General features: G+C 41.1%; 17 protein-coding genes and 2 rRNA genes. 6 read left to right on the top strand and 13 right to left on the bottom strand.

The annotated features are described in order from the left end of the window. Positions 1 to 37: 37 nt before the first annotated feature. A complete protein-coding gene (locus HYG93_RS00095) occupies positions 38 to 439 on the bottom strand; it encodes an MAPEG family protein (protein ID WP_120363929.1) in 402 nt (133 codons plus the stop codon). A gap of 108 nt (positions 440 to 547) precedes the next feature. Between HYG93_RS00095 and HYG93_RS00090 the strand changes: the two genes are divergently transcribed. Further along, the gene (locus HYG93_RS00090) at positions 548 to 934 is read left to right on the top strand and encodes a hypothetical protein (RefSeq protein ID WP_120363863.1); all 387 of its coding nucleotides are present in this window, start codon (positions 548 to 550) and stop codon (positions 932 to 934) included. Positions 935 to 985: 51 nt separating this feature from the next. Here the strand turns inward: HYG93_RS00090 and HYG93_RS00085 are convergent, their stop codons facing one another. From HYG93_RS00085 to HYG93_RS00060, 6 genes are all read right to left on the bottom strand, one after another. Continuing rightward, positions 986 to 2,662 carry an AMP-binding protein gene (locus HYG93_RS00085; RefSeq protein WP_120363862.1) on the bottom strand — a complete coding sequence of 559 codons (1,677 nt, stop codon included), beginning with the start codon at positions 2,660 to 2,662 and terminating at the stop codon, positions 986 to 988. Between the two features lie 148 nt (positions 2,663 to 2,810). Further along, entirely contained in the window at positions 2,811 to 5,030 is a 2,220-nt protein-coding gene (gene parC / locus HYG93_RS00080; protein ID WP_120365902.1) for a DNA topoisomerase IV subunit A, read from the bottom strand. 313 nt (positions 5,031 to 5,343) lie between these two features. Further along, a complete protein-coding gene (locus HYG93_RS00075; protein WP_106983841.1) occupies positions 5,344 to 6,663 on the bottom strand; it encodes an MFS transporter in 1,320 nt (439 codons plus the stop codon). Positions 6,664 to 6,789: 126 nt separating this feature from the next. After that, the gene (locus HYG93_RS00070) at positions 6,790 to 7,434 is read right to left on the bottom strand and encodes a trimeric intracellular cation channel family protein (protein ID WP_106983840.1); all 645 of its coding nucleotides are present in this window, start codon (positions 7,432 to 7,434) and stop codon (positions 6,790 to 6,792) included. A 61-nt stretch (positions 7,435 to 7,495) separates the two neighbouring features. Beyond that, positions 7,496 to 7,963, bottom strand: a complete 468-nt coding sequence (locus tag HYG93_RS00065; protein WP_106983839.1) for a YchJ family protein — start codon at positions 7,961 to 7,963, stop codon at positions 7,496 to 7,498. Between the two features lie 87 nt (positions 7,964 to 8,050). Next, the gene (locus HYG93_RS00060; protein WP_106983838.1) at positions 8,051 to 9,634 is read right to left on the bottom strand and encodes a TerC family protein; all 1,584 of its coding nucleotides are present in this window, start codon (positions 9,632 to 9,634) and stop codon (positions 8,051 to 8,053) included. Positions 9,635 to 9,953: 319 nt separating this feature from the next. Between HYG93_RS00060 and HYG93_RS00055 the strand changes: the two genes are divergently transcribed. Continuing rightward, positions 9,954 to 10,574: a TIGR00730 family Rossman fold protein gene (locus tag HYG93_RS00055; protein ID WP_106984090.1), complete on the top strand. Its 621-nt coding sequence runs from the start codon at positions 9,954 to 9,956 to the stop codon at positions 10,572 to 10,574. Positions 10,575 to 10,649: 75 nt separating this feature from the next. Here HYG93_RS00055 and HYG93_RS00050 read toward each other — a convergent pair whose 3' ends face one another. Further along, positions 10,650 to 11,615 (bottom strand): hypothetical protein, encoded by a 966-nt coding sequence (locus HYG93_RS00050; protein ID WP_106983837.1) that lies wholly within the window; start codon positions 11,613 to 11,615, stop codon positions 10,650 to 10,652. Between the two features lie 307 nt (positions 11,616 to 11,922). Between HYG93_RS00050 and mdtD the strand changes: the two genes are divergently transcribed. From mdtD to HYG93_RS00030, 4 genes are all read left to right on the top strand, one after another. Then, a complete protein-coding gene (mdtD, locus tag HYG93_RS00045; protein ID WP_120363859.1) occupies positions 11,923 to 13,314 on the top strand; it encodes a multidrug transporter subunit MdtD in 1,392 nt (463 codons plus the stop codon). A gap of 161 nt (positions 13,315 to 13,475) precedes the next feature. Further along, positions 13,476 to 14,189, top strand: coding sequence for a glycoside hydrolase family 25 protein (locus HYG93_RS00040; RefSeq protein ID WP_228198700.1), 714 nt, complete (start codon positions 13,476 to 13,478; stop codon positions 14,187 to 14,189). A 28-nt stretch (positions 14,190 to 14,217) separates the two neighbouring features. Continuing rightward, positions 14,218 to 15,273: a DNA polymerase IV gene (dinB, locus tag HYG93_RS00035; RefSeq protein WP_120363857.1), complete on the top strand. Its 1,056-nt coding sequence runs from the start codon at positions 14,218 to 14,220 to the stop codon at positions 15,271 to 15,273. A 494-nt stretch (positions 15,274 to 15,767) separates the two neighbouring features. After that, positions 15,768 to 16,133 carry a RidA family protein gene (locus HYG93_RS00030; RefSeq protein WP_106983832.1) on the top strand — a complete coding sequence of 122 codons (366 nt, stop codon included), beginning with the start codon at positions 15,768 to 15,770 and terminating at the stop codon, positions 16,131 to 16,133. Positions 16,134 to 16,207: 74 nt separating this feature from the next. On the opposite strand, the gene HYG93_RS00025 is transcribed toward HYG93_RS00030, so the two are convergent. The 5 genes from HYG93_RS00025 to HYG93_RS00005 form a co-directional block, all read right to left on the bottom strand. After that, positions 16,208 to 16,747: a DUF2726 domain-containing protein gene (locus HYG93_RS00025; protein ID WP_120363856.1), complete on the bottom strand. Its 540-nt coding sequence runs from the start codon at positions 16,745 to 16,747 to the stop codon at positions 16,208 to 16,210. A 449-nt stretch (positions 16,748 to 17,196) separates the two neighbouring features. Beyond that, positions 17,197 to 19,608, bottom strand: a complete 2,412-nt coding sequence (locus HYG93_RS00020) for a YgiQ family radical SAM protein (RefSeq protein WP_120363855.1) — start codon at positions 19,606 to 19,608, stop codon at positions 17,197 to 17,199. 197 nt (positions 19,609 to 19,805) lie between these two features. Then, positions 19,806 to 20,645 (bottom strand): M48 family metallopeptidase, encoded by an 840-nt coding sequence (locus tag HYG93_RS00015; RefSeq protein WP_227865841.1) that lies wholly within the window; start codon positions 20,643 to 20,645, stop codon positions 19,806 to 19,808. Between the two features lie 933 nt (positions 20,646 to 21,578). Beyond that, positions 21,579 to 21,693 (bottom strand): 5S ribosomal RNA (rrf, locus tag HYG93_RS00010). Positions 21,694 to 21,918: 225 nt separating this feature from the next. Next, a 23S ribosomal RNA gene (locus HYG93_RS00005) occupies positions 21,919 to 22,008 on the bottom strand; the annotation flags it as partial.

The following is a 22,008-nucleotide window of genomic DNA, read 5'->3' as shown; positions in this document are numbered from 1 at the left end:
TTTTGCATCTTCGTCTTAAAATTTCATCTAAAAAAACTTAAGACGTCAATTTGATAATCAATAACAACAAGGTCACAGGACACAGCATCGACAGTAACCACACGATTGTGCGTAAAGCTGCCCAATTTTTTAAATAGCAAATTCCGTAGATTACCCGGCATACCAAGTATGCAATACCAAAGGTCATAATCAAGCGTTGTGGCATGACCATATATTCAGCCATCAGTACGGCTGCAATAAATAAAGGTAAACTTTCAAAGCTATTTTGCTGTACGGCATGGGCACGACTGGCTAAACCTTCTGATTTTGCTAATGCCTCTCGTGGGTTTTGGTTATCTTTGGCTGTAAAACCCGCCGCTTTTTTGGCAATCATCGTAAAAACATAAGGGAGTAGACAAGCCCCCAAAATGAGATAAATGATCCCACTTATGCTTTGCATTTGTTTTTTCTCATAATGAAAAGTATTTAAAAGCATCATAGCATGGCATTTAGTGAATAAATTTTGTTAAATAGAGTGTTTTATTAAATTGTGTATATAGGTTCTGCCATGGTCACTCCAGAACAACAGCAAATTTATGATGCACTAGCGCAACAACGCGGTCATCAGAAGCAAGTTGATCGTGTATTAAAAGTCGTTCTTCCCATTGCGGCCTTCTTATTGTGTGTGATTTGTGCCAATCTCAATGTATGGTCTACCCTACTGACCTTTGTGATGATGTGGATTTCTTTTTATGCCACAGCCATTAAACGCTGGCCTCTTTGGCATTGGGCACTGGCCATTTTAGTATTTTGCCTGATCGATAATATTTTAAGTTATGGCACCTTTAACCGCTCAGGATTCAGTCGCCAATTTGGCACTATGTTTATTTTCTTGGGTGTTTTTGGTGTAGGCCGACGCTACTTCGATCGCTGGCTAATGAAAAAAAGTATTTAACATCATGAACAAAAAAAGCGCCCTTAGGCGCTTTTTTTTAGATCGGAAAGATTAGGCAGTTTTACGCAAATCTTTACGTAGAATTTTACCTACGTTCGATTTTGGTAATTCATCCATAAATTCAACATAACGAGGGCGTTTATAGCCAGTTAAGTTTTCTTTCGCAAATGCAAGAATCTCTTCTGTCGTTAAAGATGGATCTTTTTTCACAACAAAGAGTTTTGGCACTTCACCTGATTTTTCATCAGCCACACCAATTGCCGCCACTTCTAGCACTTTTGGATGTTTGGCAATCACTTCTTCAATTTCGGCTGGATACACGTTAAAACCAGATACCAAAATCATGTCTTTTTTACGGTCAACAATCTTCACATAACCACGTGGATCCATCACACCGATGTCACCCGTACGGAAGTAACCATTAAACATTACTTTGGCAGTTTCGTCTGGGCGGTTCCAATAGCCCTTCATCACTTGTGGGCCACGAATCGAGATTTCGCCTTGCTCGCCCAAAGCAACTTCATTGCCATCATCATCTAAAATTGCAACTTCAGTTAGTGGCAATGGAATACCAATTGTACCGCTAAACTCCATTGATGCAGGCGGATTTGCCGTTGCAACAGGTGAAGTTTCAGAAAGACCATAGCCTTCAATAATGTTCGTACCAGTGACTTTTTTCCACGCTTCAGCTGTAGATGGCAACACAGCCATACCACCGCCCATCGCCATCTTCATTTTGCTGTGATCAAGCTGTTTAAACTCTTCATTGTTAACCAATGCATTAAACAATGTGTTTACAGCTGGGAAGAACGTCGGCTGGTATTTACGTAATTCTTTAATGACTGCTGGAAGATCGCGCGGGTTAGGAATAAGTACGTTGGCTTGACCTTTGTACATACCGTAAAGTGCACACACCATAAATGCAAAGATGTGATACAACGGCAATGCACAGAAGATACGATCATCTGGCTGGCCATCTTGTTGGCCAAATTTGCTTTGGAAAATACCATCACATTGCAACATGTTTGCTACTAGGTTGCGGTGAGTCAGCTCAGCACCTTTAGAAACGCCCGTTGTACCCCCTGTATATTGCAATACAGCTGTATCACTTAAGGTTAAGTTTGGACGTTTATAGTTGCTCGCGCTCACTTTTGCCATTGCCGCATTAAAGCGAATGTGGCCTGGAATATTCCATGCTGGAATTTGCTTACGTACAGAACGTAATACAAAATTCACTAATGTGCCTTTTAATACACCAAGCATGTCACCAACAGAAGCAATAACCACATGCTTCACTGGCGTTTTACCAATAATTGCTTGATATACAGAAGCAAAGTTTTCAACAATCACTAATGCTTCTGCACCAGAGTCATTTAATTGATGCTCTAATTCACGTGCGGTATAAAGTGGGTTTACGTTAACAAGAACGAGGCCCGCGCGGAATACACCTAAAGCCACGACTGGGTATTGCAGTACGTTTGGCATCATAACGGCAACACGTGAGCCTTTTGCCAAACCTAAACTTTGTAAGTATGTCGCGAATTTACGGCTTGCTTCTTCTAACTGGTCGAAAGTGATGGTTTTATCCATGAAGATAAAGGCATCACGTGAACCAAATTTTTGGAAGTTACGTTCAAAAATATCTACCAATGAGCTATTTTCTTGCGGTAACTCTACAGTCTCTGGAATTCCTGTCTTTTGGTATTCTGCGAACCAAATCTTTTCCATAATGCCCAATTCTCCTGTACAAATCCTTAATAATTCAACTGTTTTTCTCAATACTAAGCATTCTTTATTTAACTTGTTACTGCTTAATATCGCATCCATTTCTCGAATATATGCATATATAACGTATTTCGATCAATGGATGCTAGTGTTATCTTTGAATCAACAGTTTATTTGCTTTTTGATATCCCCTAGGCAATAGCACACCTTTAGAGGCACGCTTCCCAATATACTTCTGCAAGTCATCACCTTTTAGCTTTAATTGCTGATTTCCTGCAAGCACTTGAATTATTTCATCTAGGTTAAGTGTTGTCATGGATACAATTTGATCTTTGCCTTCAAGTTGTATCAATTTATTACCCTTACCTTTATTCAGACTTGGCAAATCTTGTAGGTCAATTAACAATAAACGGCCTGCTGAACTGAGCAGTGCAAGATGTGTATATTGCTCAATCGCATGTAAAGGCAATGGATTTGCATCGTCAGATAACGTTAGGAAAGCCTTACCAGCTTTGGCATTGGTGTCTAAGTTTTTGGCTTGGGTTTTAAAGCCATAACCTTTATTACTCAGTGCTAAAAGCTCAGCATCATCCTCTGCCATAAACACCTGTTTAAAGCCAACGCCACTTGCAGGAGATAATTTTGAACTTAAAGGCTCACCTAAACCACGTGCTGATGGCAAAGTATTAATCGCTAAAGCATAACTACGGCCAGATTCATCCAAGACATATACACGTTGATTTGACTTACCTTGTGCATGACTTAAGTATTGATCACCAGCGCGGAAATTTAGATTTTCGGCATCAACGTCGTGGCCTTTCGCTGAACGAATCCAACCTGCTTCCGATAACACGACCGTTACAGGATCAGCTGGCATCATGTCCTGCTCATTGATCGCATGTGAATCTTCACGTTGCACAATTGGCGAACGTCGATCATCACCAAATTTTTTCGCATCGTCTTTGAGTTCGTTAATAATTAATGATTTGAGTGATTCAGGATTGGCCAATTGTTCACGAATAATGGCTGCACGAGCTTCCAACTCTTCTTGCTCACGGCGCATTTCCATTTCTTCAAGTTTGGCCAAATGGCGTAACTTAAGTTCTAAAATGGCTTCTGCCTGAATCTCATCAATCCCAAAGCGTTCCATTAATACCGGTTTAGGTTGATCTTCTTCACGAATAATTCGAATCACTTCATCAATATTTAGGTAGGCCACAATCAAGCCACCCAAAATATGCAAACGCTTTTCGATTTTATTTAAATGATATTGCAAACGACGCGTTACCGTTGTCTTACGGATTTCAATCCATTCCAACAAAATACGACGAATCGATTTCACTTGTGGACGGCCATCTGCACCAATCATATTCATGTTGACGCGATAGCTAGACTCAAGGTCAGTTGTTGCGAATAAGTGGCTCATGACCGCTTCAGCATCAATACGATTTGAACGTAAGACAATCACTAAACGCGTAGGATTTGCATGGTCTGATTCATCACGTAAATCACTGACCAATGGCAGTTTTTTCGCCTGCATCTGATCTGCAATTTGCGAAATGACTTTAGAGCCAGAAACTTGGTACGGTAGCTCAGTAATCACGATTTCGTTTTTATCAATCGTATAAACTGCGCGTGTACGGTAGCTACCACGACCTGTAATTTGAATCTTCAGCAGTTCATCGGGTGAAGTAATAATTTCAGCTTTGGTTGGTAAGTCAGGCGCAGGAATATATTCTGCAACTTTCTCATCCGTTAGGTTTGGATTACGAATCAGCGCAATCGTACCTTTAACGACTTCACGTAAGTTATGCGGTGGAATATCGGTAGCCATCCCGACTGCAATACCCGTTGTTCCGTTTAACAAAATATTAGGAACACGCGCAGGCAAATTCACAGGTTCTTTCATTGAACCATCAAAGTTGTCCTGCCAATCACAAGTGCCTTGACCCAATTCAGAGAGCAATAAATCACTATATGCCGATAACTTGGCCTCGGTATAACGCATGGCTGCGAAAGACTTCGGATCATCGGGTGAACCCCAGTTGCCTTGCCCTTCAATAAATGGATAACGATAGCTAAATGGCTGCGCCATCAGCACCATGGCTTCATAACACGCCAAGTCACCATGTGGGTGATATTTACCCAAGACGTCACCCACAGTACGTGCAGATTTTTTTGGCTTACCTGTAGGCTTGAGGCCTAACTCACTCATGGCATAGACAATACGGCGTTGTACAGGTTTAAGACCATCACTAATATGGGGCAAAGCGCGGTCCATAATCACGTACATGGCGTAATTAAGATAAGCTTGTTCGGTAAATTCTGCTACGGAACGGTTTTCTGTCGCATGATGCGCAAGGCTTGTCATAACAACCTTTAATCCTAATAAATTCGTTTTTGTATATGGGTTCTTATGCTATGTCTCTACCGTGCTGGACACAAGTGGCGAAACTTACACACAGCGACAATTATTGTCTTCAGACAGTTCTATTGCCGTAAAATTATCCACTTTATGATAAATGTTCAACTTCTAATTTAATTTTTACAGCACAAAAAAACAGCAGGCCATAGCATTTCATCTATAACACCTGCTGTTCGTTGCTTTAGGTCAGCATTGCGTTTTTTTCACGCGAACCATCAATGACCGTCAAACGGGTCTTAACAAATAAAACCCATCATTCTTATAAACCTAAAGATTCAAGCGTTTTACCTTTGGTTTCTTCACCCAACACCAAAATCACAAAGGCAACTGCAAACAATACAGCGGTAAACATGGTAAAGACCATACTAAAGCCATTGTTCATGACCATCATGTGCGTTACCGCCAAAGGTGCAACAATACCGCCCATACGACCAATGGCTGCCGCCCAACCTGAACCAAAAGCGCGAATGTTGGCTGGATATTGTTCTGGCGTATAAGTATACAGTACGCCCCATGCACCGAGATTGAAGAAAGACATTAAACAGCCCCAGACCACAATCATAGTCACCGTTTCAGCTTGCCCAAAGAAATAAGCCGATACTGCGCACATGCCAATAAAGCCTGCCAAAGTGGCTTTACGTCCTAATTTTTCGACCAACCAAGCAGCCACAATATAACCAGGCAACTGCGCTAAAATCATCACCAGTACATATTCGAACGATTGCACAATGGTATAGCCTTGTTTGACCAGCAAACTTGGCAACCAAGTAAAAATGCCATAATACGAATACACAATACCAAACCAAATAAGCCATAGCATCAGGGTACGGCGTGCGAATACACCCGACCAGAGTTGTTTAAATGACACATTTTGTTGCTGTGCTACGGGCTTCACTTCAAATATTTCAATCACCTCTACACCGCACTTGGCTTCAATTTTTTTCACCAAGGCATGTGCTTCAGCATGACGACCACGGTTAATTAAATACGGAATAGACTCAGGCACAAATTTCCAAATGACGATGGCATATAGTGCAGGTAGGCCACCGATTAAAAAGGCGGCATGCCAATTAAAATTTGGAATCACAAAATAAGAAACCAAAGCTGCCACCAACCAGCCCAAGCCCCAAAAACTTTCTAGTAATACAATAAAGCGCCCACGCACATGAGCAGGAATATATTCACTGACCAAAGTCACGGCAACAGGAAGCTGACCACCTAAACCTAGACCCACCACAAAACGAAACAGCAACAGCCAAGTTAAATTGGGAGCAAAGGCACAGGCCGCTGTCGCAAGGCTATAAATAACTAAAGTAACAGCAAAAACAGTTTTACGTCCTATACGGTCGGCTAAAGCGCCTGAGCACACGGCACCAATCGCCATACCCACAAAACCAATAGATACCACCCAGCCTTTTTCAGCAGGCGTCATGGCCCAGTCTTCAGCCATTTTGGCCAAGATAAAGGAAATTAACCCCGTATCCATGGCATCAAACATCCAACCTAGCCCGATGACCAACAATAAAGTGTAGTGAAAGCGTCCGATTGGCAGACGCTGTATGCGTGAGACTAAATCCATAACAAGATCTCTGATGGGGTGAAAGAATGTATGCTGCTTTCACAACAGGAATTATGATTTTGCTATTTTAAGTATTGTGCGAGATGCAGAATGACCGTGATCACTCACAGCCATTCTACTATGAAACTAAGATAGGTCTTTAGAAGATGCTGACTGTTCGTCATCGTCTTTATAAATAAATTTCGGCATTTCTAAGCCAAAATAGATAGCAATAACACGTAAGCTAAAACCAAAGACTAAGGTGGCAATGACGGTTAACTCTAGAGACAAACCAAGTTCTAGACAGATCCAATAGCAAATGACTGCAACAAAGGAAATAGACGCATACAGCTCACGGCGGAAGACTAAAGGAACATCGTTACATAAAATGTCACGTAAAATCCCTCCAGATACGCCTGTTAAAACACCCGCAACTGCACACACCACAAAACCATGTCCCATTTCCAATGCAATTTGGCAACCAATAATGGTAAAGCCAATCAGGCCTAAGGCATCCAGTAATAAGAAGATATTGCGTAAGTGACGCATCCATTTCGCAATTAAAATGGTCACAAAAGCTGCACAGCAAGTCAGAATCAGGTATTCGGGATGTTTCACCCAAGTCAGCGGATAATGTCCCAGCAATACGTCACGCACTGAGCCACCACCTAAGGCAGTCACACAAGCAATCAGAACTACCCCAAACCAGTCCATACTACGTCGTCCCGCAGACAACGCTCCTGTCATGGCCTCTGCCGTAATTGCAATGATATAAATAATGGTGAGTAACATTGCCCTTCATCCGCTGATGGGTAAAAGATGCGCGCTATTCTAAGTCAAATTTTAGAAAAAGTTACAGAAATTGCGCACAGCATTGCTTAAATTTTTTCGTTGAACCACAAATACACGGCTGTTTCATGGTGATTTGCATCTCTACAGTCGGATCGAGAAAATACCAAGCCGTATTGTGCTTCACAAAATGTGAAATTTCATGGTGTATATGTGCTTGCTGACCATCATGATAATGCGCTTTAAATTCGACTTGCGCATGCGTTTTATCGAGCTTTTCTTGGGCTTGTACCACCTCTAACTTCAACCATTGATTGTCCTTACTCCAAGCTGTAATCGCAGGGACATCTAAGAAGGCTTGCTGACCTTGTGCCGTCGTCGCAACGATATAGTCAATTTGCTGTAAGGCAAAAGCACTGTAACGAGATCGCATTAACTGGGCAGCGGTTTGGGCTTGTTCACGACCTGTATGTAAAAGCTGGCAACACTCGGCATACACGCCTAAACCACATGGACACTGTATTTCTGACATGTTTGTTACTCTGCAAATATTGAATTAAAAATAGCCCAACTGAGTGGGCTATTTGGGCAAAAGCATAGATCCATTTAACTTTGAAGTTTAGTGCTCTTCACTCGGGTTATGCACATTAATCACATGAACCTTGTCAATTTTATGACCGTCCATCGTCACCACTTCAAAAATATGATCATCCGCTGTTAATTTTTCACCATTTTCAGGCAAACGCCCTAAGTGAAATAAAATATAACCAGAAAGTGTCGAATATTGCTCTGACTCATCCACCAAATCACAGCCCAATAATAAGGACACATGGCGAATATCAGTTGAACCGTCCAGCATCAACGTACCATCTTCTAAACTTTCTGCAACGGTATCGAGTTCATCTTCATCTGGGAACTCACCTGCAATGGCTTCGAGCACATCAATTGGTGTTGCAATCCCCTCGATTGAACCATATTCATTTAACACAATCGCCATTTGTAGCGGTGCTTGACGCATTTGTTCCATCACCATCAACACTTGTGCATTTTCATGCACAATCACAGGTTCACGCAGGTGCTTTTCAAAGTTCACCTCACCTGTTTCAATATATTCGTTCATGATTTTGTGCGTTAACACCACACCTGCGATATTGTCTAATTCGCCATGTGCCACAATCAAACGTGAATGTGTTGTACTTAATAACTGCTCACGAATAAATTCAGCATCTTCGTCTAAATCAATCCATTCCAGCTCTGGACGAGGTGTCATCACTGATTTCACAGGACGCTCGGACAGACCCAATACCCCCTGCACCATCACGCTGTGGTACACGCCATTGTCTTCATCAAAGACTTCATCGGCAAATGCACGAGTCGCCAAAACGTCTTCATGATTATCGTTCTGAGTTTCTGAGGCACTTTTCCCGCCCAACATACGCATGACAGCTGAAGCAGTCCGGTAACGTAAATCAGTCGTAGTCACCATTTTTTCCTGATTATGACGCATAGTCTGATTCAGGAATTCAATCAGTACAGAGAAACCAATTGCAGCATATAAGTAGCCTTTTGGAATATGGAAACCGAAGCCTTCAACCAATAACGAAAAACCAATCATCATTAAGAAACATAGGCACAAAATGACCACAGTCGGATGACGATTGACGAAATTCATCAGCGGTTTAGAAACTAAGAGCATGATGCCAACGGCAATGACCACCGCAATCATCATCACGGGGAGTTGCTTCACCATACCCACTGCCGTGATCACGCTATCTAACGAGAACACTGCATCAAGAACCACAATCTGAATAATCACCATCCAGAAAGTCGCATGCACAGGATTTTCTTCTTTGAGCATTGGCTTGTTTTCAAGGCGCTCACGGAGTTCCATCGTGCCTTTAAACAGTAAAAATACCCCACCAAATAACAGAATCAGATCACGTCCCGAGAAAGGATGCTCAAAGACATGGAACAGTGGTGTGATCAGCGTCATGACCCAAGCAATCGATGCCAGCAACACTAAGCGAATACATAGCGCGAGCAACAAACCGACTTTACGTGCTTTATCTCGTTGTTCTGGTGGTAATTTTTCCGCCAAAATAGCAATAAAGACGAGGTTATCAATACCCAGTACAATCTCTAAAACCACTAAGGTGAGTAAGCCTACCCATGCAGAAGGGTCTGACATCCATTCAAAGATCATGAGTGATGCTCCTGAATTTCAGCCTGAATGGCGCAACGAGAAATCTGTTGTGTGAGGAATAAAAGACGCGCGGAGGCGATTGAAGTATTTATTTCTAAAAATTTTATACGTGCCGAGTGACAACTATCACTGCCCATGTTCGTTCATATCTGGTGAAACAAGTTTTTAGTATATCAAGATGAGACAAAATTTCATCTTTTTTATGCAACGACTATTTGCGTTTTTTTGTGCAAAACAGCCCGCTTCGACATAAATACGTCATCCTTAAAAGTTAGGCTAGAGCCGTTAAAAATAACGTGCTAAGGTAATAAAAACAATGATGAACAGCGTATTCAATATGTCGAATCAATTACAAGAAGTCTCTCCTAAAACAACCACTCCCCTTGTTGCACTGTATTGTGGCTCACGCTCGGGCAACAACCCTATTTATTTAGAAAAAGCCGTGGCTTTGGCCCAAAATATTGCAGAGCATGGCTTTGGTTTGGTCTATGGTGGTGCAAGTATCGGACTGATGGGCCAAGTAGCCGATGCGGTCATTCAACATGGCGGTGAAGCGGTCGGCGTAATCCCTGAATTTATGCTGGATTATGAAATTGCACACCACAACCTTACCGAATTACATGTGGTGCGTACCATGCATGAACGTAAAGCCATGATGGCTGAACGTGCCAGTGCCTTTATTGCTTTGCCTGGTGGTTTAGGTACTTTTGAAGAAATTTTGGAAATTGCCACTTGGGGGCAGCTGAATCAGCACCAAAAACCCATGATGCTCTACAATGTGAATGGCTTTTATGATGCACTGATTGCTCAATTAGACCATGCCGTACAAGAAGGATTTTTGCCACCGCAACATCGTGCCAAACTGATTGTGTGCAATTCCTCTAAACAAATTTTAAATGCTTTAAAAAATCTAAATTGTCCAAAACAATTTGTGGTGTAGCATCACCTCTCAGATGAAACATCAAAAAAGCGGACCTCATGTCCGCTTTTTTTCATTCAACTTAATCTATTCGACTCAACCTGAAATAAGCTGATAGAACCAAGGCAAAGTGGTGGCCAATACAATACTCATAATCAGACCAATCATGAGTTTCATCGCATCCTTACTCACATTACGTGAAGTGCGGTACTTGTTGACCTCATGTAAATGCATCGACATCGCAAACTCACGACCAGCCAGTAAACCTAAGAATACCCATGTGGTACTCATTGGAATATTGCTCCACTCTTTAAATATCAACAAAATTGAGGCGTAAATAAAGTCGATAATCGTAGCAGAACGTATATCTGCAACCCCAGTTTTGGTATCAATAATTTTTTGAATTGCCCCGCCCCGCTGGTACAAAATCACACCGAGAAGCACCACAAATAAGCTCACGGCAAAAATCATAAAACTTAAGGGCACTTGTCGTGGCAGATAAACAAAGATATTGGCTAAATCTTGAATTAACCATTGGCTCCATAAAAAAGCTGTAGAAATCCACTGTAAGCCAATCCAAATATGTGAGGGCTCCTGATCACGCGTCTTACTGAAATATACCGAAATCTGTTTAATCACAAAGCGGTAAACAATAATGCCCACCACAAAAGCAACCGCATAACCCATCATCGATTTGGTCAGCATCGAGCCCAAACTACTTGGCGAAAATATTGTAAGCACCAAGAAAGTTGTACTCACAGGAATCCCATATTTGGTTAATAATATGAGTAAAATCGGCGGCACGATATATAACCACGTAATGCCTTCTTTCGGGAATGGAATCGTTTCCAAGCGTCCGTATGATGCATCGCCTGTACCTGATGCATACCAGCCATACATCAATACCACCACTAAAATCGTACTGATATATAGCCATAACACCCACCATGGGCGGTGTGCATTGGAAGAAATAAACGTGCCTAAAGTTTGCGGAACGTCATTTCCAACAATGGAATAGGCTGCTAAGCAAAAGCCAATCACCATTAAGATTTCAATTGTCATGAAAACAGAATACCTTTGCCGTACAGAAAAAGCCCCTCATACACTGAAGGACTCGAAGCTATTATGACAGCTAAATAGCAAGACAAACAATTTCAGCCTCGTATTTTATGTATTTACAACCGAAACGTAGCCCAAATCGCGTATTTAAGAGCTCATCTACTGCATGCCCTGCTGTTCAAGCAACTTGAGGAATTGATCTAAAAAGCCTAAAACCAAGATACGGTTTTAGCACATGATTTTCTGTCTATTCCCCTGTACATTGCGTACACTGCTTATACATCATTCTCCGTTATTTTTTGCCCTGCTTATGAATGCCACGCCCACACATCAAGCCTTACAGCCCGAATTTAGACTTTTGGTTTTGCTGGTGTCTATTGGCTTTTTTATGCAAGGGCTCGACACCACAATTGTGAATACAGCCATTCCAGCCATGGCTACCAGCCTGCAAGAAGACCCGCTCCAATTACACAGCGTGGTGGTGGCTTATGTGCTTGCTGTGGCAGCCTGTATTCCACTCAGTGGTTGGCTAGCCGATCGCTTCGGGGTTCGAAATACTTATTTTAGCGCGATTATCATTTTTACCTTGGCCTCATTGGGCTGCGGAATGTCTAATTCTTTAAATGAACTATTGTTTTTTCGCGTACTTCAAGGCATTGGTGGTGCATTACTGTTACCCGTAGGCCGTCTGGCCATGCTGAAGGTCATTCCGCGTACGCAGTTTTTATCAGCCATGAGTTTAATGAGTCTGGCTGGTCTCATTGGTCCCCTTTTAGGTCCAACACTTGGTGGTTGGTTGGTGGAAAATACCAGTTGGCATTGGATTTTTCTGATTAATCTTCCCATGGGTATTTTAGGATGTTGTATTGCATTCAAGGCCATGCCTAATGTGACTGAACCCACGGTACAGCGTTTTGATTTTGCAGGCTTCATCCTTCTCGTGATTGCCATGGCTGGCCTGACCCTAGGTATTGAACAATTTGCCAGCGTGGAAAATTCACTGCAGTGGAGCCTCGGCCTGATGTTTGCAGGTCTCATCGCTGCACTGCTTTATGCGGTCCATGCCCACACCCACCAAAATGCCTTATTCCGCAGTAAAATGTTTAAAAACCGCATTTATGCAATCGGAATTGTGGGGAATTTTTTTGCGCGCTTGGGCGGTAATGCCATGCCCTTCTTGTTGCCTCTGATGCTCCAAGTTGCCTTTGGCTTAGAACCCTTAATGACGGGTTTACTCATGATTCCGACTGTTTTAGGTTCTTTGGCCTCTAAGCCCCTTATTCGTCCAATCATCCAACGCTTTGGCTATCGTCATGTCTTATTGGTCAATACTTTACTGGTCGGAGTTTGTATTGCCAGTTTTGCCTTAAGCACCCCTTCGACCCCAACGTGGATATTGGTCAGTCATTTCTTTATTTTTGGTCTACTCAATTCATTGCAATTTGTGTCTATGAACACACTTACTTTAAAAGATTTGCCACAACAAGATGCCAGTAGTGGCAACAGCTTCCTTTCTATGATCATGATGGTATCTATGAGTATTGGCGTGGCATTGGCAGGCACATTGGTGAATATGTTTATGGCCTATTATGGCAGCTCGCATGTGCTCAATGCATTCCATATCACGCTAATGTGTTTAGGAGCCATCAACCTCATTACTGCGCTTATTTTTTGGCAAATCCCCAAACATACGGCGGTTTAAGGCGACAAATCATCTGTCGGCTCACCCGATGCAGAAAGTACATAGTGTGCTCAGAAACTTCGCGCTATCATAGAGATCTCTTTAAAAGACTTTGATCTCTTATGAAAAAATCATCTGCACTCAGATCATACACACCCTATATCGGTGTCACAGGTCTAGCGATGATCGCGCTACTGATTTATATGCTGTTGGTGCCTCATCGACCTGCCAGTGCAGAAGAGTATCCAGTCAAAGGCTTCGACGTTTCACATCATCAAAAGGATATTCAGTGGAATAAAATCTCCCCTGAAAAATTTCAATTTGTGTACTTGAAAGCCACCGAAGGTGGCGACTTCAAAGACACCAAGTTCCAAGACAACTGGTTGCAAGCCCGTGAACGTGGTTTTTTAGTTGGTGCCTACCACTTTTACCGGTTATGTCGTGATGGCAAAATTCAGGCTGAAAACTTTATTGCGACCGTACCCAATAAAGACGATGCCTTGCCCCCTGTCATAGACCTCGAATATGACAGTCAATGTATAAATACGTATAGCAAACAACAAATGTTGCAAGAAATTCAATACATGCATGATCGTTTGGCACAGCACTATGGTAAGCAGCCCATCTTTTATGTGTCGAAGTCTTTTTATAATATTGTGTTGGCAGGTGAGTTTCGCAATACCCCACTTTGGGTACGCGAATACAAAGGCAAGCCTGATTTAAAAGATCAACCTGAATGGATATTTTGGCAACATACCAATCAAGGTCAAATACGCGGGATTGCCACCACAGTTGACCTCAATGTGTTTCAGGGAAGCCAAAAACAATGGCAGGCTTTTTTACTCAAAAATGGCCTCTATCCACCTCAATTTAAACAAAAGACAGCTCCAAAATAAGTTCGACCAAAGCACTTAATATCCGCCTATGCGCAAAATTATCCATATTGATATGGACGCTTTTTATGCCTCTGTCGAGTTAAGAGAGCGTCCCGAGCTGAGCCATTTACCTGTGGTGGTATCTTCACACCATCCACGGGCTGTGATTTGTGCGGCCTCCTATCCTGCGCGTGAATTTGGCCTGCGCTCAGCCATGTCGATGAGCCAAGCGCTTAAGCTCTGCCCACAAGTGACCGTTATTGAACCAAATTTTGATAAATACCGAGCAGTATCAGCACAAATCCACCAAATTTTTCAGCGTTATACCACGCAAATTGAACCACTCTCGCTAGATGAAGCCTATTTAGATGTGACTGAAAATTTGCAAAACCTGCCCAGTGCAACTGCGGTTGCTGAACAGATCCGTGCCGATATTTTTAATACCACAGGACTCACCGCCTCTGCTGGCGTTGCGCCCAATAAATTTTTGGCCAAAATTGCCTCAGATTGGAATAAGCCCAATGGCATTTGTGTAATTAAACCCAATCAAGTACAGCAATTTATCCAGCACTTGGCACTCAAGAAAATTCCAGGTGTGGGCAAAGTCACGCAAGAAAAACTCAAAAGTCTAAATTTAGAAACACTTGGCGATTTACAACAAGTGGATGAAAATCTGCTGATCCAACACTTTGGCAAATATGGCAAACAATTATTTTTATATGCACAAGGCATTGATGAGCGAGCTGTTCAAAGTGAACGTCAACGGCAGCAAATCTCCAAAGAAACCACATTTGATGCAAATTATAATCTACAACAATGCCTGCCTTATTGGCCCAAATTGATTGATCAAGTCTGGAACGCCCTCGAAAAAAAACAACTGCACGCCCGTGGTGTATCAGCCAAACTTAAGCTGAAAAATTTCCAAGTCATCCAACACAGTAAAAGCTTTAAACACGTCTTACACAGTAAACAAGAACTGCATCAAGCCCTTACGCAACTATTAGAAGAAATGCATATCGCTCCAAATTTACAATTTCGTTTAATTGGTATTGGCGTGTATCAATTGAGTGAAGTACAAGCCGATGCCCAACTTTCACTGCTTTAGTTCCTTCTTAACGCTCAACTTTTACACAAAAGAATAAAATTAAAGCAATTTATACTTCACATTATTGCAATATAGAGTAATCTATCAGCGCGATGCATTTATCCATGTATACGCTGAGATGCTGAAAATCACCTTTACTTTCAGCATAATGTCCTGTGGTTGGCGTGACGATCAATCCGAATATTGCAGGACATCTCTGCTGTCATTCATGGAACACTTCTCTTGCATGTCTCCTGCCTCCCCCCTTCAGCTAAACCAGCTTTAAAAAAAATATGCGCATAAAGACGCTTTAAATTGTTTAGCACTACTATCGTCAATTGCTACAGCTTTATCCCTCATGATGGGTGCAATACACTGTATAAACATTCTGTTTTTTGCTTGGGTTGCCAACCGTTTGGATCAGCATGAAATGTGCTATTTGCTAGTTTAATTGGTGATTTGGCTACGTTAAGATTGTTTAAGGCCTTAAATGCACAAAACACAGGACTAAATTCATGACCATACAAAGACTTCATGTCTCTTCGCGCTTTTCTGAAATTGCTATCGCTGGAAATTTAGTCCATTTGGCAGGTCAACTTGCCACAGATACCAGCTTAGATATTCGAGGCCAAACCCAACAAACCCTCGACATTATTGACCAGTTTTTGGCAGATGCTGGCACAGATAAAAGTCAGATCATGTCTGTGACCATATATTTAAAGGATATTGAGCAAGACTACGCCGCTTTTAATGAAGTTTGGGATGCATGGGTAGCAGACATCGAGGCCTTACCCCGCACCTGTGTAGAAGCAAAAATGTATTTACCTGAAGTATTGGTTGAAATGACCGTTGTGGCTATTAAGCCAGTCGCAACAGCTTAAATCGTTAATTTAAAAATAAAAAAGCATGCTTCTGCATGCTTTTAAAAAAATGATTGATATACCGACTTGAACAGCTAACTCAATAACTTCACTTTCTTGCGCTCTAAATCAGAATAAAGGTGATATTTCTTTAAACCATTGACAGTCGGCGTATTTAAAATTGGAGCATTCGGATTTAAGAAATCTTCCCGAAGTTGAAAATACTCTGGTACATCGTCATATCGCACTACACGGTATCCCGCCATTTCCAATAGCGCATCTTGATATTGTGCAAGCTGTGGACGTTTGAGAACCATAGGATCATCCACTGCTACAATTGCAGTTACTTGTTGATTTTGATCTAAAATAACAAAATCAGCGACCATATTACGGTATTTATTACGTGTCCGATAATATTTGGTTGTTAATAAGGCATCAAAAGAAACATGTGCCAATACAATATGGCTCGGTAAAATTTCCTTAAGCCGTGTATAGGTCAATTGCTCATTGATATTAAAGATCGCACGTTGTTTAAGCGCGCTATCCTGTTGCTTGTCTCCAGTTTCTAAACTTTTCCAAGCAATCATTAGCATACAGAGGAGTAAAATACTCCCTATTACAATATAAATTGCCATGTTACATAATCCTTTACATTTCTTATAATCATTCGGACTGCACCACTAGCTTTACCCACCATCAAAACGCTGGGATATTCTATCGAGTGTACAGTCTGTTTTATTTTAAATTGTCCAAATCATCAATTTGCTTCCAATCCTCACGAAAAACATATCTAAATTTACAAAATAGTGTAACTTTCAAATATTCAATCCATTGGACTAGAACAGCAAAGGCAAATCATTTGCCCTATTTCACACTGTAGATCATTCGCAGAAAAGCTGGCAAGCACAGATTTAAAACCCAACCACAATTCCGACAAACTGCATATCAAATGCAAGTCTCACGGCATTTTCAGCGCTAAAACACATGTGAACCAAGCCCAATATAGCGTTCATGCAGAGCATCCCCATGTTGCACATAAAAAAAGGATGCCGAAGCATCCTTTTTCTAAATTTTAATATGAACTTTAAGCACGTGATTTAGGCTTAGACTTTCCTTTCGTTTGACTACCCGAAAAAGGTTTTTTGTCACCTGTTTCACGTGGTGGTAAACCTGTATGCTGCGTCAAAATCTGACCTTGTTCTGGGCGTTTTTTGGTATTTGAAGGACGTTGACCTTGTGCAGCCTTCGTGCGATTACCTTGCTCACCAGTACGTTTTTGTGAATCGCCCGCCACGCTTGAATTTTTCTTACGTGCTGACTTGTATTCACCTTCTACACTTGCAGGCTGATAGGTTGGAATCAAATGTTGCTTAGAATTACCAATCAAATCTTGGCGACCCATTTCTTTCAAAGCTTCACGTAATAATGGCCAGTTATTTGGATCATGATAACGTAAGAATGCTTTATGCAAACGACGACGCTTCTCACCTTTCACAATATCTACATCTTCAGTATAACGCGCGACTTTCGCCAGCGGGTTTTTACCCGTGTAGTACATGGTCGTTGCTGTTGCCATTGGTGATGGATAAAAGGTTTGTACCTGATCGGCACGGAAACCGTTCTTTTTCAACCAAACCGCAAGGTTCATCATATCGTAATCGGTTGTACCCGGATGCGCCGCAATGAAGTAAGGAATCAGATACTGCTCTTTACCTGCTTCTTTACTAAAGCGATCAAACATTTGCTTAAAGCGGTCATAAGTACCAATACCAGGTTTCATCATCTTCGATAATGGGCCTTTTTCGGTATGTTCAGGTGCAATTTTTAAATAACCACCGACATGATGCGTCACCAACTCTTTGACATATTCAGGGTTAAGCACCGCAAGGTCATAACGCAAACCAGAGCCGATCAAAATCTTTTTAATACCCTTTAATGCACGTGCCTTACGGTAGAGCTGAGTTAAAGGTGCGTGATCAGTATGTAAGTTTTGGCAAACCCCTGGGAATACACATGATGGCTTACGACAGTTCTTTTCAATTTCAGGATCTTTACATGCCAAACGGTACATATTTGCCGTTGGACCACCTAAGTCGGAAATAATCCCTGTGAAGCCTGGCGCAGTGTCGCGAATCTTTTCAACTTCACGCAAAATCGATTCTTCAGAACGGTTTTGAATGATACGACCTTCATGTTCGGTAATCGAGCAGAAGGTACAACCACCAAAACAGCCACGCATAATGTTCACAGAGAACTTAATCATGTCAAATGCGGGGAAACGTGCTTGACCATAAGATGGATGTGGTAAACGCGCGTATGGAAAATCAAAGACATAATCCATTTCTTCCGTAGTTAACGGAATTGGCGGTGGGTTTAACCAAACATCACGTTCGCCATGCTTTTGTACCAAAGCACGTGCATTACCTGGATTGGTTTCCAAATGTAAAATACGGTTAGCATGTGCATAAAGCACTGGGTCATTCACCACCTCTTCAAAAGCAGGCAAACGAATTACAGCTAACTCACGCGGTGGTAATTTGTGTTTAATTGCTTTCGATGAGGGCTGTAGCTGTACAATTTGCGTGTCGCTATCAAGTTGATCACCTTCACGCACAATTGGATTAGCAACCAATTCTTTTTGGAAGTTTTGATAATTGGCTAAGCTGTTGCCTTTATCTTGTTCAATCTCACAACCATCTAAATCTTCGGTCATGACATAAGGGTTGATGATGGGATCAACGCGACCAATAGTATCCACATCATTGGATGCGATTTCTACAAACTTCGCTTTTGACGCGCGATTATGCTTATTAATAATAAATGCAGTACCACGAACATCGGTAATATCTGTAATTTTTTCGCCTTTGGCTAAACGATGCATCACCTCAATGATTGAACGCTCACCATTACCATACATGAGTAAATCGGCTTTTGAATCCATCAAAATTGAGCGACGAACTTTATCTGACCAATAGTCATAATGTGCAATACGACGTAATGAACCTTCAATACCACCTAAAAGCACAGGAACATCAGGATAAGCTTCACGTACGCGTTGGCAATATACTGTTGCAGCACGGTCAGGACGTTTATTTGGCAGATTATCTGGCGAATAAGCATCATCTGAACGGATTTTACGGTCAGCCGTATAACGGTTGATCATAGAGTCCATGTTCCCTGCCGATACACCCCATGCAATATTCGGTTTACCCAGCACTTTAAATGCTTCAGCAGAAGTCCAATCAGGTTGCGAAATAATACCTACGCGAAAACCTTGAGCTTCCAAAGTACGACCAATAATACCTGTCACAAATGATGGATGATCGATATAAGCATCACCACAAACAAAGATGAAGTCACAACTATCCCAACCGAGTTGGTCCATTTCCTCACGTGACATCGGCAAAAAAGGCGCTGGTTCAAAGCATGACGCCCAATATTTGTCGTAATCAAACAACGCTTTAGGCGCTGTCTGCATGGTATAAGCAGTAGACATGGCTAGCAATTCTCGGCTGGCAGATGGAAGATCAAAAGTAGATCAAAGATGAAAGCCGATCATTTTACCATGAATTCCATTCAGCTTGCTTGATTATAATTTATACAAAACCTGTTAACTAATAATTATAATTTCATACAGACAACACATAAAAAAAAGAGCGCCTGGAGGCGCCCTAAACTTGGAACATGTACATATTAGTTTTTTACAATTGTTTGTGTCGTATAACGATCTGCCTGCCCTTTCACTGCTAAAGCTTGTTCATATTTTACTTGCATAGCAGGTAGGTTTTTTTCAATATTGGCCATACGTTTTGCAAATAAATCATCATTCATTAATGGTTTAACATTATATGCTTTGCGACGAATACTTTCGGCTTGGAACTTATTCCAGAATTTCACGGCTGCATCAGGGTTATATCCTGCACGTGACATAATATCTAAACCAATAAGATCTGCTTCAACCTCAATGTTCCAACCTTGTGGAATCATCGCTGTTTGACTCGCAGCACTTGCCGCTGCTGAAGCAATACCGCCAACGCCAGCTGTAGCCGTTAATAGCGCAACATTACTTGCCAACATAATTGATGCTTTTTCACGGTTATGGTCGCGGAGTGAATGTGCCATTTCATGCGCAATTACAAATGCAAGCTCATCTTCATTCAACTTTAATCCCCAATACAAACCCGTATTCACAATAATTTTGCCACCTGGTAATGAGTGTGCATTTAACTCACCATTTAAATTCCCTTTGATATCCCAATTCCAAGCTTTCGCCCCAGTACGAAAAACATCAGCTTCAGATTTAAGATTTTCTAATACATGATCCAATTTACGGTCAATCACTAAAACTTGCTTATCTTTTGCTTGATTCACAAACCGTTTATAAGATTTATCCGATTGTGCATTCCATACTTTTTCAGGAATCACCATAAATTGTTTACGCTCAGCACCAGCCGTACCCATTTTTGTAGTACTCATGCAACCAGTAAACAACAAACAGCCTAGTGTCATCGCTAAAAAATTAAGATTTCTCATAAATCACCTTTGGCTATTAAATACTGTGGGAATAAGCATATTAAAGTTAATTAGAACTAAAAAATCAAAGCCATTCATCGGAAGACCAATGAATGCTTAAAAATATTTTTATTTATTGTTTTTCAAAAACTTATATTAATATAAAAAACATTAACACCCTCATAAATATCTATAAATTTGAATCATTATTCAAATTTAATATGAATAATATGATGTAGTTCATACTATTTCAAATAATAGTCATTTTGTATTAATAAAGTCTATTTATTGGTTATATTTCACATTTTCTTATTAAATTGATAGTTTTTCACATTACAAATGAGATACGATTCGCACTTTATAAAATTACAATTTTTGCTGTTTTTTTCGCCAAACATAACTTTGGTCGTATTGAAATCTATCCTCGATAGCAACAAAAATGAAATTACTTTCAAAAAATTGCTCTTTTTGATGTAAAAAACGAGCTTAAAATCGTCAAATTTGGCGAAAAAATCTAGATTTCGCCTAAAAAAATAAATACCATTACCATGTGAAAGCCTAAAAAATGCCAAATAGCATAAATATAAATGAGCAATATTACTTATAAATTTAACCTTATAGCTCTCATAAGATTATTATGAGCACACAGATATATTGATATTAGCCATCATTTTAACTGCTTTATAATAAGCTGAATGATCAATGGATTTGCAGATGCTAAGCTCACTCGATCATACTATTGAGCCTCTTAGCGTTAAAAACACTGCAATGGACATATCCTCAACACTGATAGCTCGCCCTGCCCTACACGCTTTCTGAGCCAGCCTTCTAGTAGCCTCCAAGCCCTCTTTCTGTATATTCTTTATTTATAACATTCCAATTTTTCTAATTTCTAAAATATTTCATGCATAAAAAAACACCCCCTGCACTAGTCAGGGGGTGTTTCGAATAATGAGCTGGCGATGACTTACTCTCACATGGGTAACCCCACACTACCATCAGCGCTAAGAGGTTTCACTTCTGAGTTCGGGAAGGGATCAGGTGGTTCACTCTTGCTATTGTCGCCAGCACAACTGTTATGACTTTGCATTTGGTCTTATCTTTTCAGTGCCGTTGCTTGGTCAAATGAGTTATTAACAGATCATATCTGAGTTCTTGCGAGTAGAACTAAGCAGTGCTTAATTATACTCTCATTTGTTCTTAAGCGTTAACTAAATCAAGTTATTTTGCTTAATATCGAATCAATTGATGCTCACTTCTTTCGAAGTTCGTACAACAACTGTTTGGGTGTTGTATAGTCAAGCCTCACGAGCAATTAGTATTGGTCAGCTTCATGCGTCACCGCACTTCCACATCCAACCTATCAACGTCGTAGTCTTCAACG

Source organism: Acinetobacter sp. SwsAc6, assembly GCF_013391565.1.
GTDB lineage: Bacteria > Pseudomonadota > Gammaproteobacteria > Pseudomonadales > Moraxellaceae > Acinetobacter > Acinetobacter cumulans.
The sequence above is the reverse complement of the archived record's forward strand: the minus strand, read 5'-3'. Positions and strand labels throughout refer to the sequence as shown.

Excerpts from the sequence above, each read along its gene's own strand:
- HYG93_RS00050 (WP_106983837.1), bottom strand. The coding sequence starts at position 11,615 with ATGACAATTGAAATCTTAATGGTGATTGGCTTTTGCTTAGCAGCCTAT.
- HYG93_RS00075 (WP_106983841.1), bottom strand. The coding sequence starts at position 6,663 with ATGGATTTAGTCTCACGCATACAGCGTCTGCCAATCGGACGCTTTCAC.
- HYG93_RS00025 (WP_120363856.1), bottom strand. The coding sequence starts at position 16,747 with ATGGCAATTTATATTGTAATAGGGAGTATTTTACTCCTCTGTATGCTA.
- parC (WP_120365902.1), bottom strand. The coding sequence starts at position 5,030 with ATGACAAGCCTTGCGCATCATGCGACAGAAAACCGTTCCGTAGCAGAA.
- HYG93_RS00020 (WP_120363855.1), bottom strand. The coding sequence starts at position 19,608 with ATGTCTACTGCTTATACCATGCAGACAGCGCCTAAAGCGTTGTTTGAT.
- dinB (WP_120363857.1), top strand. The coding sequence starts at position 14,218 with ATGCGCAAAATTATCCATATTGATATGGACGCTTTTTATGCCTCTGTC.
- HYG93_RS00015 (WP_227865841.1), bottom strand. The coding sequence starts at position 20,645 with ATGAGAAATCTTAATTTTTTAGCGATGACACTAGGCTGTTTGTTGTTT.
- HYG93_RS00060 (WP_106983838.1), bottom strand. The coding sequence starts at position 9,634 with ATGATCTTTGAATGGATGTCAGACCCTTCTGCATGGGTAGGCTTACTC.
- HYG93_RS00040 (WP_228198700.1), top strand. The coding sequence starts at position 13,476 with ATGATCGCGCTACTGATTTATATGCTGTTGGTGCCTCATCGACCTGCC.
- HYG93_RS00095 (WP_120363929.1), bottom strand. The coding sequence starts at position 439 with ATGCAAAGCATAAGTGGGATCATTTATCTCATTTTGGGGGCTTGTCTA.
- HYG93_RS00030 (WP_106983832.1), top strand. The coding sequence starts at position 15,768 with ATGACCATACAAAGACTTCATGTCTCTTCGCGCTTTTCTGAAATTGCT.
- HYG93_RS00085 (WP_120363862.1), bottom strand. The coding sequence starts at position 2,662 with ATGGAAAAGATTTGGTTCGCAGAATACCAAAAGACAGGAATTCCAGAG.
- mdtD (WP_120363859.1), top strand. The coding sequence starts at position 11,923 with ATGAATGCCACGCCCACACATCAAGCCTTACAGCCCGAATTTAGACTT.
- HYG93_RS00065 (WP_106983839.1), bottom strand. The coding sequence starts at position 7,963 with ATGTCAGAAATACAGTGTCCATGTGGTTTAGGCGTGTATGCCGAGTGT.
- HYG93_RS00070 (WP_106983840.1), bottom strand. The coding sequence starts at position 7,434 with ATGTTACTCACCATTATTTATATCATTGCAATTACGGCAGAGGCCATG.
- HYG93_RS00055 (WP_106984090.1), top strand. The coding sequence starts at position 9,954 with ATGAACAGCGTATTCAATATGTCGAATCAATTACAAGAAGTCTCTCCT.
- HYG93_RS00090 (WP_120363863.1), top strand. The coding sequence starts at position 548 with ATGGTCACTCCAGAACAACAGCAAATTTATGATGCACTAGCGCAACAA.